This is a genomic window from Pseudovibrio denitrificans JCM 12308 (assembly GCF_001310815.1).
Lineage (GTDB): Bacteria > Pseudomonadota > Alphaproteobacteria > Rhizobiales > Stappiaceae > Pseudovibrio > Pseudovibrio denitrificans.
The window spans coordinates 1-15,880 of sequence record NZ_BAZK01000043.1 but is presented as its reverse complement, the minus strand read 5'-3'; the positions used below and the strand labels follow the sequence as shown (position 1 = coordinate 15,880).

The following is a 15,880-nucleotide window of genomic DNA, read 5'->3' as shown; positions in this document are numbered from 1 at the left end:
AATGGCAACTGGGACTACACCTATGACAGCATCAACCAGCTGACAGCGGCCACCAATGTGGGCAACAGTGCACTGACCCGCAGCTTTACCTACAGCCCTTCTGGTAATCTGCTCTCTAAGAGTGATGTTGGCACCTACTCATATCCTGCGCCAACAGCTGCCCGTCCGCATGCTCCCACCAAGGCCGGGTCCTGGACCTTTTCTTATGATGGCAACGGCAACATGGTCTCCGGCAAGGGCCGCTCTCTGGTCTATGACGGTAAAGACCGTCCGATCTCGGTGACCATGGGCGGGGTGACCACTCAGTATGTTTATGGTCCTGATGATAAACGCTTAAAGAAGATCTCCGGTGGTCAGACCACGCTGTATCTGGGGGATGACGAAGAGATCCTGCCCGATGGTACGGTGATCAAACATCTGGATGGTTCTGTGCGCCGTGTGGGCACCGCCACCAACTGGATCCACCGTGATCACCTGTCCTCGGCCCGCATGCTGACCAACAGTACCGGTACTATCGCCGCGGTCAGTCGCTATCAGCCTTACGGCAAGCGTACAGATGTCCAGCAGGCAGCAGACACTCCGCGCGAAAGCAAGGGCTGGATTGGTGAACGTGATGATCCAGAAACTGGCCTAACTTATCTCAATGCCCGTTATTACGATGCTGATCTGGCTCGCTTCATACAATCGGATTGGTTCGATCCAACCCAGAAAAATGTCGGCACCAACCGGTATGCATACTCCGCAAACGACCCAATCAATAAATTCGACACAAATGGTAATTTCTTTGATTGGTTTGATAGTGATGAAGATGCCGCAGATTTTAACAATCGGATGGCTGATAGAGATGAAAGTTCAGCTGAGCAAATTAGAGACGGAAATCACGATTTCAAAGACAATGATATTGCAAATGCACATGCTGACGCTTTTGAAGAAAGATCTGAGTGGTTCCGCAATAGAGCTAAGCAGTCACGTTGGTCAAAGATTGGTGGCGATCTACTAAATCTTGTTGGGATAGGTACAGCGGCACTACCCTTGCCTATGAAAGGAGCAGTTAAAGGACAACCTGGAACTATACCTAAGAACCTAACTACCCCAATTACTGAAAGCCCACTTCCAGCTAATATTGCAGAAACATTTCGTAGTGGAACATACAGTACCGTTACTTTATCAGAGGCAACAACATTATACCGATCTTACGGTGGCAGTGCGAACAAGGTTGGCGCATATTGGACGCGTACTAAACCTAAAGGACCAATGCAATCTCAACTTGATAGCGCCTTAGCTCCACAATGGGGTAATTCAGCTCAACAGACTGCAACAATCACGGTCCCGAAGGGGGTCACTATATATGAAGGTGTTGCAGCTCCTCAGTCTGTCGGTGCTAGCAGTCTTCTTGGAGGCGGCAATCAAGTATACATACCAAGGGTTGATCCTAAATGGCTACACTAAATCACCAGAGAAACATATGCATTGCACTTGAAGAACTAGCAGCATTACTAGAAAACTGCGGTGAAATGCATTGGTATAAAGAAGTGAAGAAGATACAAGCTTCACCTGCTTCAGAGAAGTATCGAAACCTCCGAACTTGGTATGGAGGCATGGGATCTTTTAATGATCTAATTATTTCTCGATTTAATGGTCACACAATTTCAGAAGACCATGAGGAAATCGCAAACGATAAGTTATCAGTATTAAGAACTGAGATATACAACATGATTCAATTAGATCCATAAAACTACACTCCTGCGTCCACGGCCCTTTCCGCCGTGTTGGTACCGGACAGAGCCCGGTACCATCGCACAGCATGGGGTCTACTCAGGAACGCACGATATCGAGCAAAGAAGCAATTCAAAATATTGTATGAAGGCGAGTATATGTCTAGGTAGTTTTACTATTTTCATTCCAATAATTTTTTCAAGCCATCCTTTGTCAGGGTCTTTGGTTTGATGCTCTAAAAGAGTCTGAGGCCGGGAGGCTTGCTCCTGCTATTTGCTTAGCTGATCTTCAAAGGCTTGCCGCTCTCTTTCACGGTTAGCCTTCGTTTCTCGTAACTGCCTTTCTAATTAAGCCGTACGTTTTTAGACTGGTCCGGGGAAAGTGGAGAGCCTTCTGATACTCTAAGATCAGGAGGACTTTATGGATGCAAACATTACACGGAAGAGTTTAAGCGAGAAGCAGTGCAGCGGGTTGAAGTGAGTGGTCGGCTCATTCCTGAAATTGCCGCCAATCTGGGTGTGGGACGAGCTACGCTAAAACGCTGGATCAAGGAATTTTGCGATCATGATTTATTGATAGGGCTTTGTGAGGACGCTAGCAAAGAATTGGCTAAATTGCGCAATGAAAATGAGCTTTTACGGCAAGAAAGAGATTTGTCTAGAAAGGCGGCAGTGTTCTTCGCCAGGAAAACATGTCAGTGAGATACCAGTTCATTGATACACAGAACGCTTCTTGTTCAGCTGCCAGTCACTGTCCCTTTATAGCGTAAGCTGCCGTGAGTATTATGCTTGGAGAAATCAACCTGCGAGCGCCAGACAACGTGATAATATGGTACTCCTTGCCCATATCAAAGATTAATCTGAAGCATCGATCCAATATTCCCTGACTAAAATCAGTCAATGAAAATGATAATTGCCGGTAGTAATCATCGGCCTCTCCTCAGAATAAAATTCTGTTCAGTTGATGTCGCAATTGATCACCATTGGAAGCATTGAACCCTTTCAATCCATTGAGCTGTTTACGGAAGTCGCGCGTTACATCCCCAGCCTCTTTGAAATCACGAACAACATGAGGAGTGATTAAGATCAAAAGCTCAGTTTTCTTCTCGGTGTCTTCTTTGCGCCGGAACATTGTGCCCAACACCGGTACATCACCGAGGACAGGAACCTGAGAGTTGGTAGTCTCAGCTCTTTGCTGAATTAAACCACCTAGTGCAAGGCTTTCACCGTTGTTTACTACAACAGTGGTATTCACTTTTCTCTGCCTGATAGTTGGTGAGTCAATCCCAGATGTAGTTGTTTTGACTACGTCGCTGACTTCTTGCTGGATATCCAAAATTACCCGGCCGCTATCATTCACGCGGGGCGTTACCGACAAGATGATGCCTGTATCTTTCAGCTCGATTGAGTTGACGATCGTTGCATCGGAACTTCCGGTTCCAACTGAGGATTTTGTTGCAATCGGAACCTGATCCCCGATACGAAGTTCTGCTTTTCGATTATCAAGCACCATGAGGTTTGGCGATGAAATAACATTCACGTCAGTAATACTAGAAAGGGCATTAATAGCAAGTTGCGACTGTCCCGGTGAGAACAAGAATGAAAACCCTGGGAATGCAGATCCAACTGTCCCGTTTGCTGCATCAGTAAACTTGAAGCTGAAATTCCCGCTCTCAAAAAACCAGCGTAGACCAAACTTAAGTTCATCCGTGAGTGTCACTTCGGCAATAGTCGCCTCCAACAACACTTGGTTCGGTAAGGAGTCTAGTCGCTTCAACATTGGCAAAATCGCGTCGTATTCATCTTTGGTTGCGTAGACCAACACAGCGTTATTTGTCCCATCTGCGACAACTTTCACGCCACCTTTTGCTGATTGCACGTCCGCCCCTTCAACTGAGGCAGTATACGAAACATTTTGGGTCGGGTTTGGAGTTTCTTCGGAACTATCTTGACTAGTGTCAGCACTTTTGGAGCTTGGATTAGCGGTAGACAATAGCGATGCTAAGAGCTCTGATAGCTCATTCGCCTCTCGGTTTTGGATGTTGTAGACAAAGAGTTGACGTTTTGCTCCGCCTGCAACTCTATCAAAACGCTCAACCCACTTTTCAGCTTCCTTGAGGTACCTTGGATGCTTTGAGATGACCAGAATGGATGCAAGACGAGAATTAGGAACAAAACTGATTATGCCCTCCAGCGGTCCCTCTCGCCGCGAAGCAAAAACTGTCTCCATTTCTTTTACAATATCAACAGGATCAGCATTCTTTACTGGAAGCAGTGCAAAGGATTTTCCTCGCATAAGGTCTACGTCGAACAAATTAATTGCATCAACTGCTGCAGAGATATCGCGCGGAGATCCTGTGAGAAGCAATAAGTTACGAGCCTTGTCTACACGAATAATTTTCTCGCTCCCGATAATGGGCTCTAGGATCCGAACCATTTCTGAAGCCGCAACGTACTCAAGCGGTACAACACGTACAGCAAGCCCAAACTCCTTCAACTTGGTTGTAATCGGCAAACTGCCAGGATTTTGAGCTGGAACGATATGTACAAGGTCATCCCTAATAACCAGGGTTGCATTGTTATACTCTAACATAGATGCAAATACATCGAGCAGAGCTTCTATCTTCATTGGGCTGGTAGTTTGGAGAGTGATTGAGCCTTCGACTTCGGGATCGACGATATATCCTTTTCCTAAAATCTCACCCAGGACAACTTTGGCTGCAGCTGCAATGCTTGCATCCTTTAAGTTAAGTCGGACTTCTGTCTCACCTGAGAACGCAAACTGGCGGTGTTCTTGAGTTCCTAGAGACGATCCAGTCGCAGGATAAAGTACGGCCTGTCGTGGTTGATTCCCGCCAACGGTCCCTCGCGAGTTAACTGGAAAATATGAGCGACTAAAGCCACTTTGCGTTACTGGCCGCGTTAAACGTGTTTCTTCAAAATCGTCATCACCTAGGTTGTTGCCGGAGCATCCTGCCAACAGCAAAACAATAGATAAAATTAAAGCAAAAAAGGTCTGATGACGAAACAACACGTCAGACTCCATACGTCAGATCGAAGTTATTTATCTCTATTGATTTTTTAGGGTAAACACCAGCGACAAGCAGAGGTAACTGAGAAAAGAAATGCACTTTTTAAGTGGTTATTATTCAGGATATACAACTTGTGGAAAATCGAGCAGACACAAGCTTATGTTGTACAAAAAGAAATCTCTGCTGGCATGTCTTTGAGGTGCTTGCCTCTGGGATACTCCTCAAAATGAGTTGATGAAAAGCCAACCCATTTTAGAACTTTGAAGGGAGGTCTTTGTCCTGGCCTTAGTTCGATAACAGCCTCAAGAAAATACGCATCCGAAGTATCTGACAAGACCGAAATATCAATAGCGTACCTCTTATTGCTTGGATAGCCATTAAACGTTGATTTTGGTAGACCTTGTAGGCGCTTTTTAAGTTCTTCCGACAGGGCGTCATTTGCCAGACTATTTTGAATGCCAAAAGTCGTTAAGTCATTACGAATACTCTGAAAAAAAGCGGGATCAATGCCCTCTAATTCTTGCAGCTCATCAACAATAGCATAGGCACGAATTTGACGACGTTCTATGATAGCTTGGGTGACGTTCTCAAGAATTACATGTTGCTCATGAAAGGAACTAAAATACTTCTCAAGCAAGCTTTTACTTGCAAAGTTTAGATCAATCCTTCCGGCGATATCTTGAATGGAAATTGCAAGTCGATCCCTTTTATTGTATCGACAATATACTGCATCGCCATTTATCAATGTCAGTTTCTGCTCATATTCAGGCGAGGCGAAACGCTCTAGTAAAATGCCTACCGCCAGTTCCAGTCCAGAGCGAGCTGCTAACTGGCCATCTACTTCAGATAAGTACCTTTTCACCCGCAGAACATGGTTTTGAGCCGACGTTGAATAACCAATTACGATGCTCAAAATTAATGTGATACTCAATAAAACAGACGGAATAGCGAAGCCCCGTTTTTTTAATCCAATAAGTTTATTTTTGCCGGACAAAATGGACCTACAAATCAAAGCACTACAGAAGAAACGACAGCTAAAAAGAACGCAAAGATTTCTAGCACAAATCAGCGCTTTTAGCTTGTTGTTTTTCTCTATCGGCCTTTGCTCCACACTTTCATCTGAACCACTACCGAACGCGGTTGTGGGCTTCTCCATCCTATTGGCTATAATTTTAGTATACGGAGCGTCAGTCGATAGCCTCTGGTTTTTTATTCCCGATCGTACAAGCGCAGCACTTGCTTTATCAGGCTGCATAGCAACTCAAGTGCTTACTCCCAACGAACTCAAAATCAACATCTTGGCAGCCCTTACCATCGGCTTAGGCCTCTTAGCCTTTTCCAAACTTTACGTGCTCCTAAGGAACAGAACAGGACTGGGTTTGGGTGATATCAAGTTGCTTGCTAGTTCGAGTTTGTGGCTGGGTTTCCAAGGAGTTCCAAGCGCAATCTTCCTTGGTTCAGTTATAGCATTGCCATGATGATCGGTACCTCTGTCGGACGCAAGAAACTGACATTTCATACTCGCCTCCCATTTGGTCCCCCATTATCTTTGGGGATATGGATTACATGGTTGTTCGGACCTGTTATATTTATCTGGAGTTGAATTGAGTTTTGGTGTGAGCGTGATTATGAAATTGAATCTACGAGCAAAAAAAAGAGCTTCCAAAAAGGGCTTAAGCCTCTTGGAAGTCTTGGTTGTACTTTCAATTATTGCACTTGTTGCTGGCGTAGTTGGTCCTCGCGCAGTTTCATATTTGAGCCGTGCAAAATCAAAAACAGCGCATTTGCAGATAAACGAACTTGAATCTGCTCTCGAGCTATACTTCCTTGACAATGGTCACTATCCGGCAGAAACGGCTGGCTTAAACGCATTGATTGTAAAGCCTGCAACCGAAGAACGATGGAATGGCCCTTACCTTAAAAACCAGGCTGCAATTTTAGACCCTTGGAATCGAACATATCGATATCGCTACCCAGGGCAGGTTGGCGAGTTTGACGTTTATACTTTGGGCCGTGATGGAATAGAAGGAGGAGAGGGGGAAGATGCCGATCTATCAAACAGCTAGTAAGAATTATCAGATTGTCATCGCAAAACTGGTCTAATAAGCAACCTAAGGTGTGGCTCTGATTGAGCATCAGTAGAAACTATCGAAAGCTCTACAAGATCAGGGAGCTGGTTTTGCCCTTTCCATTCTGAAAACCAACTAAAATTGTCACCGATTGAGACTGTCTTCTTCAGTTCGCGTTTCGCGTAGCGAAATTTGACACTCTCCACATCAGACAACAAGTTGATCGGAAGGTGAGAAGCTTTCTCATCTAATGAACTCATTTTAATGGTGACCCGTTCAGTTGATTCTGAGGCCTTAATTTCCAGTATAAAGGGCGCAATAAATCCTTGCTCTGCTTTTGTGTATGATAAAAAACTCAAGCTATTCGCTTCACCTACAAAAAATTGTGTCGGCTCGCCACCTCTGGAACCACTAACATTGATGTTTTGCGCTCGGGAGATATAAGACCTCAAAGTCTGGAGCTGAGAGACTTCATTGCTATTTTGAGAGATAGTCTCAGTTCGTTGCCATACACGCTTTCCGAATGACAGAGTTCCCGAAATCCCAGCAGATATGACAAGCAGAATTGCGAGCGCAACCAACAACTCAACCATAGCAAAACCGGCTTTGGATCTAATCATTGCTCAGCCTATCTAATGTAACCAGCTGCTCCAGAACCACCAAAGGCAAGCGCGTGTTTCGGATTTCTTTGTCGTAAACCTTAATCTGGATCTGCCAAAAGCTACTGTTCACATATCGTCCTTTTTGCATCAACGAAGTGACTGACGAGACAGATAACTCTGCGCGAAAAATTCCCTCTCCTGAAACTACAAAATCACCATTTTCAAAGTTTCTTGCAGCCAGCATTTTATCCAACTGAGAGTGAGCATAAGCGTATGCCACGCTCGTTTTTTCCGCCTTTGTCAAAAGTTTGCTCGTACGCGTTGTGTTTTGAAAGACAAGTCCCATAACAACACTTAGCAAAGCGAATGCGACTAAGACTTCAATAAAAGCAAACCCACGTTTTCTTAGTATAAGAAAGTGCTTTCTTCTCATAGTGCTAGATCATTTACACTTAAAATCGCATCCATGATCACCACGACAAATGAACCAACCAAGAGGCCAATCACCAAAGTGAGGAGTGGAGGTAACACTTGCAAAAAGAGCTCAAGCTGCTGGCTTGTCTGTCTATGTAAAGCAGTACTGAGTTGTTGCATTTTATCTGGAAGTGTACCTGTTCGCTCTCCCATGACTATGAATCTTTTCAGTAGAACTGGAAGGTCGTCTCTCGTTTCAATCACTTGTGTTAGTTGCCCCCCATCTTGCAAGATGCGAAGGCACGCTTGAAGCAGATCTCTAATTACCGGGCTCGAATAAACTTGCTCTGCCGTCTGAAGCGCGTCGTACAAAGAAATACCATTCTTTTGCATAACAGCAACTAGACGTAACATTCGAGAGAGTTGAACATTAAGAGCGAAAGAGCCAATTACTGGGATTTTGTAAAATGCCACCGCTGTGTAGTACTGAACTGGTGCTAACGAGCCCAGTAGCTTTAAGAAGAGGCTCATAAGCAAGACAAAAATCGCAGCCTCGAAGTGATAAGATGTCACGAAATACTCAGCTCTTATCAAAATCTGGATTATCGTAGGAACCTCTTGACCAGCTCCAACAAACAATGGAGCAACGGCAGGAACCAAAACAGTGGTCAAAATAACAATTACAAAAATAGCAGCACATACCAAAATCAAAGGATATGTCAGACCTGACCTAATACGCTTTTTCGTCGCAACTTCGCTTTCAAGTTGATCCGATATGTCTTTGAGCACAACGTCTAATGCACCAGATTTTTCAGCAGCCTCGATCAACTTAACAATATAGTTTGGAAACACGCTGGGGTGCTGGCGCAGTGCAGAGCTAAATGAATGACCACCTTGTATTGCTTGGCACAGCGCTTCTAACGTTGCCTTAAAGTTTCTACTTCGCTCACTTTCTCTTAATATTTCTAACACATCCAACAAAGGCACATGGGAAGATACGAGATTGGACATCCCTAGAAAAAACCTAGCTAAATAAGCATTCCCTGTAGTTGCTCGTTTACGAGCAGGTTTGCTTTGCTTACTCTCTTTTTCAAGTGTTAAAGGGGTCAGATTGCCCATGCGCAACTGAGCATAAGCTTCAGCTTCAGATTCTGCAGTAATATGCCCCGTTTTATTCTCGCCCGTGGCTGTAAGCGCCTGATAGTAAAACTGTGCCATTTAGAAGGCCGAAGTCTCAAGTGTGTGACTACCAACTGTACTCATAACTTCTTCCAGGGAAGTGATGTTCTCGTTAGCTGCCCTTACACCATCTTCCATTAGGCTAAGAGCTCCTCGACCAGATGCAAGGTCAAAGATTTCATTCTCGCTTAATCCTTTGGTTATTGCATCACGGATGGCTTCATCAACCTCAACTAACTCACAAAGTGCTGTTCGACCCTTGTAACCAGACCCTCTACAATCCTTACATTTAGATTCCAGGCCCCGAGAACCAGATCCTTTGCAAGTCTGGCACGTTCTTCTGACAAGACGTTGTGATAGTACTCCGCGAACACACGATGCCACCAGATACGGTGCAACTCCCATATCAATCAATCGTGTAAAGGCTGAAACCGAACTGTTTGTATGTAGCGTTGAGAGAACAAGGTGACCTGTAAGGGATGCTCGCATTGCTATCTCAGCTGTCTCTAAATCCCGAATTTCTCCTACCATTATCACATCTGGGTCTTGGCGAAGAATTGAGCGTAAAGTATTCGCGAATGTGAGGCCGACTTCTGAATGAACCTGGACTTGATTAACACCTTTTATGCGGTACTCTACCGGATCCTCAACAGAAACCAGCTTTTTGTCGCTGTCATTTAGATGACTTAGAGCGGAGTAAAGTGTGGTTGATTTCCCACTACCCGTTGGGCCAGTGACTAGAATAATACCATTTTGGCTACTCAAAAGACCTTTCAGACTCTCTTGAATAGATGCACTGAACCCAAGTTGCTTCCAACTTGTCACATTCTCATCTTTCCGCAGCAAGCGAATGACAGTGCTCTCTCCATGCACCGCTGGAAGCGTGGAAACACGCAAATCTATCGATTGTCCACGAAGTACAAGAGAAACTCGGCCATCTTGGGGAACACGTCGTTCGGTAATATCGAGACCAGACATAATCTTAACTCTCGACAAAACAGAAGGGGCACTCTCTAAAGAGAGCCTGTCATGAAGCTCTAAGCGTCCATCCAAACGAAACCTGACATTTAGAACTGTCTCATCTGGCTCAAAATGAACATCTGATGCACCTTGAACAAGAGCAGATGCCAAAATGTTATTTACCTGCTTAATAACAGGCCCTTCATTAGCTAGAGCACGGAGTTGTTCAATATCATCTTCCCCATGCTGTTCGCCAACGCCTAATCCGTCCGTACCTATCCCGACCCCTTCAGGAAAATATAAGGACTGCAGGCCTAGCTGAATCTGATTTTCAGAAGCAAGCACGAGCTTGACATTAACATCAAGCAAATACTCTAACGATGAACGGATCTTTGTATCAATTGGATCATTGGTTGCAAGCCATAATGACTGCTCTTCAAACCGAATAGGAAGAACTTTAGATCCCAATAAATAATTGATAGGAATCAGATCTGGCAAAATAGGTGCTTCAGGCAGATCCTCCTCCACAAAAGTAGGTAGAGATAAGAACAAATGCCAAAATCTGAGTAACTCATCTTCATTGAGCAAACCTAACTCAATCAAGGCTTTATCAGCTCTAAAACTTGATGATTGGCTGGCAGACTTTAGTCGCTCAACTTCCTCAACGGAGAGGAACTCATAAAATTCGAGCGCAGCATACATCTGGGCAAAGAAACTGGGATCATTGCAATCCAGACTTTTAAGGTCAAATTTATACATGGAATTGAACACGGCTCGAATTACTAATATGTACTAGTATTAATTGTAGGGGAAACCGAGCTCAAGCATTATGCTACATAGTGGAAAAAAAATATTGCGACTTACCAAATTAACGGCAATCGAGCAGTTTTTTTTATGGTGGTTTTTTGAACTTGCGTCTGTGGGACGAGAGATAAAAGCAAAGTTGGGTTTTAATGAAAAATCAAACCACATCCTCTTTGTGTCCCCTAACCAGGAAGCACATGGAAAACATAGCGATTTTCGGTTTGAGATCTTTGATATTAAGCTAGGAACTTCAACGCCATTTATTGACTGGACGCAGTTTAAGGGACGTGAAGTAGACTTAGTACTGGCTCCTCAGCTGTGCCTAAACTTAAAAGAAAATTTTCCGATAGCTAATGATGAGCATCTCAGTAATGCCATTGATTTGTATGTAAAGCAAAACACTCCGTTTAATGAGAGCACTGCAAGTTGGACTTGGAGCGCATCATCAAAGCAATTTAGTTCCATTCATGTTGACATATCACTTGTTAAGCAGAGTATTAGTTCGAATATTATTGAGATATGCAAGAAAAAAGAGTTAGAAATCTCAAATATATTTACACAGAACAGCGACACACATAAGTTAATTAATCTACTTAAGCTAGAAACATCTCAACAAGTTAGAGTAAAATTTTGGCGCAAAGTAAACCTTGTACTTTTTGGGTTTATCATCGCCATCCTCCTCGCCGCGCATTTTAGCTACACAAAGGCGCATGATACTGCATTGATAGTGCTTTCCGAGAAGCTGACGGATGTAAAACGTAAAGCTGTTAGACAAAAAAAAGAACGCCTCAAAGCAGAGGAAGAACTCAATCGCCGCCTCTCGCTCTCCAGACATAAGGGGCAACATCGATCTGTATTAGCAATCTGGGAAGATTTGAGCCAAAACATGCCTGAGACCGCATGGCTAAATGAGTTTTACTTAGAAGAAGATCAAGGCCGTATCGCAGGTTTTGCTGCTTCTGCCGCATCATTGTTAGCAACCTTGGACCAGTTGGAAGGCCTGTCACAAGTTAGCTTCAATAGCCCTGTGACGATCAATCCCACCGATCGTCTTGAGCGATTTGACATTTCGTTTACGATTCAAAGGAACGATGAACAATGAAGGCTTTGAAGCAAAGGCCCCATCTTAGCCGCGTTCTAGCAGTTACTCTGCTTCTTTCATTTGCATTTGCGACAATTATTGTTGGCATAGTTCCACTTCAGAAAGAACTTAGTGAAAAGCAAGATCAAATTTTACGGCTTCGTGACCAGATTGGTCGTTTTGAAAGTGCAGTTTCAGAAGGAAACACCCCACACCAAACTTATAGTCCTCAGCAGCCAGAAGTTTGGTCAGGCAGAAGTAACGCAATTATCGCAGCACAACTTCAAGAGATCTTACAACGCAGCGCAAGTATCAACAATATTGCAATAGCAAGCATCCTACCAATCTCTGGCAAAGTAATCGATGGCTTTGAAACCATAGGACTTCGTCTAGAAGGCGATGGAGAAATCGGCGCTGTCCGAGATTTTTTGAGCTCTTTGGAAGTACACCGTCCCTATATTTTTCTATCAGCAGTTGAACTGCGCCCCAAGCCTACTTATGGCTATCAAAATCCGAATGAGCTACTGCCACTGACAGTACGCATAGACCTGTATATTGCGTCTGAGAGTGAAGAGCCGAACAATGCATAAAACACTGAAGCCATATCTCTCATCTCTTTTGCTGTCCTTGTTACTCCTGGCTTCATGCTGGATCTTCTATAGCGCCTTCATGGACAGCATCGACTTGACGCCTATTCACCAAGAAGCCGCTACTATTAGAGATGATCATGCACCAAAGCAAAATCGAGAAACTAACTTCCAACCCACAGTCAAAAGTTTTGATACAATTGTAAGTGCACCTCTATTTTCCGAAACCAGGAAGATGCCAGAGAAAAGCGCTCTCGTGTCTGAAGAAGACATTGCTCGCGATCCACCAGAAGATACTTCTCAACCTCCCTCAGAACAGCCAGTCAGCACCTCTACCCCTGTTCAAAGCGAAATAGAGGTTTTTAAGTGGAAACTAACCGGTGTTGTCCTGCAAAATGATACGCAGTGGGCATTGTTTCAAAAAGAGTCAGAGCAAGTATTGTTAAAAACTGGAGAAACACTGGATGGATGGGTGTTAGTCAAGATATCCGAAGAGTTTTGCACGGTGGAAAAGCAAGACCAGTTCTTTGATGTCCATTTATACGAAGTGGATACTTCGTTGCCCCCTTCTAATGAGCACATAACTGCAATATCCAATTCTCCATAACCCGTGCTATCCACTGAATATATTTCACGATAATAGATATTTCTAAAAAAGTAATTTTACACTCACAAGAATGAGCAAGCCAAGACTTCAAAACTACACGTTGTCACATAAAGGAAAGTCCTTTGCTTCATCCAGCTTTGACTTACATTTTGATACCAACCGTTCCGTATGCTTCTATTTGCATGAAGCACATTCAATAATGATTTATTAGATGCTATAAATCACTGACTATAGGTTGCGATTACAACTATGCATTGAGAGAATATCTCCACTTATATATTGGGATATCTCTGCAATGCTGTCACTCGCGGTTAATCTATCAAAGTCACGCGCTGTTTTAACCCCGTTTGTTGCTGCTAGCTTATTCGTTTCAAGCATTGTTCAACCTACAGTGCTACACGGATCAGAGTCGCTGTTAGGATATCATCATTCTCAAAGCCGATTAGAGAACTCCACTGCGGGGGGAACTGGCTTTTTCCAAAAACAGATCCCCATAGAAGCCCCTAGTTTTAAAGGTTTAGAACCACGCTTATCCTTTAGCTACAGTTCTGCAGCTTCGCGTTCAAGTGGACCAAACAATGTCCTTGGTGCAGGTTGGCATTTAGGTGGCTTGTCGCAGATAACACGAAGAGCAAAGCGCAATGGTTTGCCGCGATTTGATGAAGCTGATGAGTTTCTACTTGACGGTCAACGTTTAATCACGTGCTCTGAAAATACAAAGAAGGCCGGGTGCGCAGCAGGAGGTACGCATACCGCTTGGATCGAAAACTACCAAAAGATAAAAAAAGGTGACAAAGAGTGGATTGTAACCAGCCACGATGGAACAGTCCTCACTTATAAACCGCTATCAGAATGGGCAACCTATGATAGTAACAACAGCATCCAAAAGAAGCTTGCAGAGCAGTATCGCTGGCTCTTAGCAACAGTTAAAAATACCCTCGGCAAGACCGTAACTTATAGGTACGACTGCACAAACTTCCCTACTTGTCAGGTTCAGAAAATCTCTTATGATTCAGGCGCAGTTGAGTTTAATTGGGTTACTCGCCCTGACATTATGACCTATGCCACTGGCTTAAGCCTCGGCAATATTACACAGCGTTTGCAAAGTGTAGTGGTCAAATCTGCTGGAAAGACACTTCGTGCATATAAATTATCGTACGAGCTAAGCAGCACAACCAAAAAATCTTTGATTACAAGTATTCAAGAATTTGGAAGAGATGTAACCTTAAATAACGGCGCAGTTAGTGGCGGATCAAGCATTTCTGCAAGCACATTCTCTTACTCTCAAGTAAGCAAGACTTTGAAAACCGCGTCTCATAATCGATATAACATTGGGAGAGGTTCTGGATTTATCCCTTTAAGCCAGAACGTGAACAGCTTCACCTATAACAATGACATGCAGCTTGATGGTGTATCGACCAGTTACAGCGTTACAGGAGGCTTTTTCGGAGGTCCGGTTTCATACAGATGTTATTTTGACTTTTTTGGGAGCCCTTCGATTACGTCTTTTAATAGCGACACGAAAGACTGTTTGTCCGCTTCGATAAACGTGTTTATCGCACGACAAAGTTATTCTGATGAAAAGAAAATTTTTGTAAGTCGCAAAAAAAGAAACGGCTCTCAATCACTTGACCCGGTTACCTACAGCTCCCGTATTGGTGATTTTGATGGCGACGGATTGGAAGATATCATCGGCAACTCCGGTTCCGTCAAAGGAGTTTTTACTCGAAGCACAGTCGATGATTGGTCTGGTGACAGCACAGAATATCTGGTTGGTGATTTCAATAGCGATGGGCTAGCAGACCTTTATAAAGCAACTGATAGCAATATCTCCATTAAGCGATCCAATGGTGTCGATAGCTTTATTTCTCTCATTTCTCAAACAGGCTCATTTGGTAGCAAGCAAATTACGGGTGATTTAAATGGAGACGGAATCAACGATTTTCTCTCCTATGAAGGGGGGAGTAACTTCAAAGCTCACTACGTAGCGGGAAATACGCTTGTTTCTTCCGATATCTTCGCACTGGAAGGATATTCTGAAAGACAAAAGCCAGCATTCCAAGTGGCAGGCCTTGAGGGAGATGGGCTCCAAATCGCTGACCTGGATGGAGATGGACGCGGTGATATCGTTGCCCATTATTGGAAGAAAAACTCTAGCAGTTCCTACATCCAAATTTATCTGAATGAGGGCAATGAAACGTTCAAGTTGCTGTCAGAGAACGACGCGCACAGTGTGAGCGGTAGTGCAGCTGCCTTTGTTGGTGACCTGGACCGAGACGGTATTGCTGAGATCATCGAACGAGAAAACGGCGAAAAGAATATATTTGGTGACGCACGCTATTATGTGACTGACACTCTTCCCGACGTGATGATCAGCGCCACCGATCCCTCTGGTGTTGAGCAAACCATCAGCTACAGCCTTTACAAAGGAGAGGCCGACAACTGGTTCCCGTATCCGCGCCGGGTTGTCAGCTCCGTGACAACAAATGATGGGCGCGGCTCCCTTTCAACAACACACTACAGCTACTCTGGTGGTAAATGGGACTATGAGCGCTCCCTGTTTCTTGGTTTTGAGAAGATCATAACCACTTTGCCAAAGCTGGCAGGGGAGACAAACGCCCCAACCATTGAGACCACCTACCGCCAGGACGTCTCCTCCGTGGGCAAGATCGCGCAGCAGATCTGGAAAGATGGCGACGGCACCATCTTGCGCAAGCAAGTCCAAGAGTATGCGGTGCAAAATGACAATGAACCTTACACCTCCCTGAACACCGCCAGCTTGACCTACTCTTATGATGAAGGCGTGGAGCGGGTGCAAAAAACAACCCGC

At 44.3% G+C, this 15,880-nt stretch carries 14 protein-coding genes and 2 pseudogenes; 9 read left to right on the top strand and 7 right to left on the bottom strand.

Annotated elements, in window-relative coordinates:
- The 3 genes and pseudogenes from JCM12308_RS26890 to JCM12308_RS26880 all read left to right on the top strand — a co-directional run.
- Positions 1-1,449: RHS repeat-associated core domain-containing protein (locus tag JCM12308_RS26890; RefSeq protein WP_164845379.1), on the top strand; the 1,449-nt coding region annotated here is incomplete at its 5' end.
- A complete protein-coding gene (locus JCM12308_RS26885) occupies positions 1,437-1,733 on the top strand; it encodes a DUF6966 domain-containing protein (protein ID WP_054785701.1) in 297 nt (98 codons plus the stop codon). The genes JCM12308_RS26890 and JCM12308_RS26885, both read left to right, overlap by 13 nt.
- A 426-nt stretch (positions 1,734-2,159) precedes the next feature.
- Positions 2,160-2,417 (top strand): annotated as a pseudogene (locus JCM12308_RS26880) (transposase); the annotation flags it as partial.
- A 238-nt stretch (positions 2,418-2,655) separates the two neighbouring features.
- Here the strand turns inward: JCM12308_RS26880 and gspD are convergent.
- Entirely contained in the window at positions 2,656-4,749 is a 2,094-nt protein-coding gene (gene gspD / locus JCM12308_RS26875) for a type II secretion system secretin GspD (protein ID WP_164845378.1), read from the bottom strand.
- 155 nt (positions 4,750-4,904) lie between these two features.
- Positions 4,905-6,002, bottom strand: coding sequence for a helix-hairpin-helix domain-containing protein (locus JCM12308_RS26870; RefSeq protein ID WP_244272043.1), 1,098 nt, complete (start codon positions 6,000-6,002; stop codon positions 4,905-4,907).
- Here JCM12308_RS26870 and JCM12308_RS33195 point away from each other — a divergent pair.
- Both JCM12308_RS33195 and gspG read left to right on the top strand, forming a co-directional pair.
- Complete coding sequence (locus tag JCM12308_RS33195; protein ID WP_373282424.1) at positions 5,890-6,225, top strand: prepilin peptidase; 336 nt, start codon at positions 5,890-5,892, stop codon at positions 6,223-6,225. The two genes, JCM12308_RS26870 and JCM12308_RS33195, sit on opposite strands and share 113 nt — an antisense overlap.
- A 126-nt stretch (positions 6,226-6,351) precedes the next feature.
- Positions 6,352-6,813, top strand: coding sequence for a type II secretion system major pseudopilin GspG (gspG, locus tag JCM12308_RS26860; RefSeq protein WP_244272042.1), 462 nt, complete (start codon positions 6,352-6,354; stop codon positions 6,811-6,813).
- 17 nt (positions 6,814-6,830) lie between these two features.
- Here gspG and JCM12308_RS26855 read toward each other — a convergent pair whose 3' ends face one another.
- The 5 genes and pseudogenes from JCM12308_RS26855 to JCM12308_RS26840 all read right to left on the bottom strand — a co-directional run bounded on the left by JCM12308_RS26855 (position 6,831) and on the right by JCM12308_RS26840 (position 10,730).
- Complete coding sequence (locus JCM12308_RS26855; RefSeq protein WP_054785695.1) at positions 6,831-7,436, bottom strand: prepilin-type N-terminal cleavage/methylation domain-containing protein; 606 nt, start codon at positions 7,434-7,436, stop codon at positions 6,831-6,833.
- Positions 7,429-7,722, bottom strand: coding sequence for a hypothetical protein (locus tag JCM12308_RS26850; RefSeq protein ID WP_244272041.1), 294 nt, complete (start codon positions 7,720-7,722; stop codon positions 7,429-7,431). Before JCM12308_RS26850 ends, JCM12308_RS26855 begins: the two co-directional genes overlap by 8 nt.
- A 36-nt stretch (positions 7,723-7,758) precedes the next feature.
- Positions 7,759-7,851, bottom strand: a pseudogene (locus JCM12308_RS33190) (prepilin-type N-terminal cleavage/methylation domain-containing protein); the annotation flags it as partial.
- Positions 7,848-9,050, bottom strand: a complete 1,203-nt coding sequence (locus JCM12308_RS26845; protein WP_054785693.1) for a type II secretion system F family protein — start codon at positions 9,048-9,050, stop codon at positions 7,848-7,850. The pseudogene JCM12308_RS33190 and the gene JCM12308_RS26845, both read right to left, overlap by 4 nt.
- Complete coding sequence (locus tag JCM12308_RS26840; protein ID WP_054785692.1) at positions 9,051-10,730, bottom strand: GspE/PulE family protein; 1,680 nt, start codon at positions 10,728-10,730, stop codon at positions 9,051-9,053.
- A gap of 94 nt (positions 10,731-10,824) precedes the next feature.
- Between JCM12308_RS26840 and JCM12308_RS26835 the strand changes: the two genes are divergently transcribed.
- The 4 genes from JCM12308_RS26835 to JCM12308_RS28100 form a co-directional block, all read left to right on the top strand.
- Positions 10,825-11,877, top strand: a complete 1,053-nt coding sequence (locus tag JCM12308_RS26835) for a PilN domain-containing protein (protein WP_164845375.1) — start codon at positions 10,825-10,827, stop codon at positions 11,875-11,877.
- Complete coding sequence (gspM, locus tag JCM12308_RS26830) at positions 11,874-12,446, top strand: type II secretion system protein GspM (RefSeq protein WP_054785690.1); 573 nt, start codon at positions 11,874-11,876, stop codon at positions 12,444-12,446. The genes JCM12308_RS26835 and gspM overlap by 4 nt, the downstream gene beginning before the upstream one ends.
- A gap of 79 nt (positions 12,447-12,525) precedes the next feature.
- Positions 12,526-13,050, top strand: a complete 525-nt coding sequence (locus JCM12308_RS26825) for a hypothetical protein (RefSeq protein WP_164845374.1) — start codon at positions 12,526-12,528, stop codon at positions 13,048-13,050.
- Between the two features lie 295 nt (positions 13,051-13,345).
- The coding region (locus tag JCM12308_RS28100; protein ID WP_164845373.1) for an FG-GAP-like repeat-containing protein at positions 13,346-15,880 on the top strand (2,535 nt) is incomplete at its 3' end.

What these genes read in the sequence shown, in the direction of transcription:
- JCM12308_RS26870 (WP_244272043.1), bottom strand. Translation starts at nt 6,002, where the DNA reads ATGCAGCCTGATAAAGCAAGTGCTGCGCTTGTACGATCGGGAATAAAA.
- gspM (WP_054785690.1), top strand. Translation starts at nt 11,874, where the DNA reads ATGAAGGCTTTGAAGCAAAGGCCCCATCTTAGCCGCGTTCTAGCAGTT.
- JCM12308_RS26845 (WP_054785693.1), bottom strand. Translation starts at nt 9,050, where the DNA reads ATGGCACAGTTTTACTATCAGGCGCTTACAGCCACGGGCGAGAATAAA.
- JCM12308_RS26885 (WP_054785701.1), top strand. Translation starts at nt 1,437, where the DNA reads ATGGCTACACTAAATCACCAGAGAAACATATGCATTGCACTTGAAGAA.
- JCM12308_RS26855 (WP_054785695.1), bottom strand. Translation starts at nt 7,436, where the DNA reads ATGATTAGATCCAAAGCCGGTTTTGCTATGGTTGAGTTGTTGGTTGCG.
- JCM12308_RS26825 (WP_164845374.1), top strand. Translation starts at nt 12,526, where the DNA reads ATGGACAGCATCGACTTGACGCCTATTCACCAAGAAGCCGCTACTATT.
- JCM12308_RS26840 (WP_054785692.1), bottom strand. Translation starts at nt 10,730, where the DNA reads ATGTATAAATTTGACCTTAAAAGTCTGGATTGCAATGATCCCAGTTTC.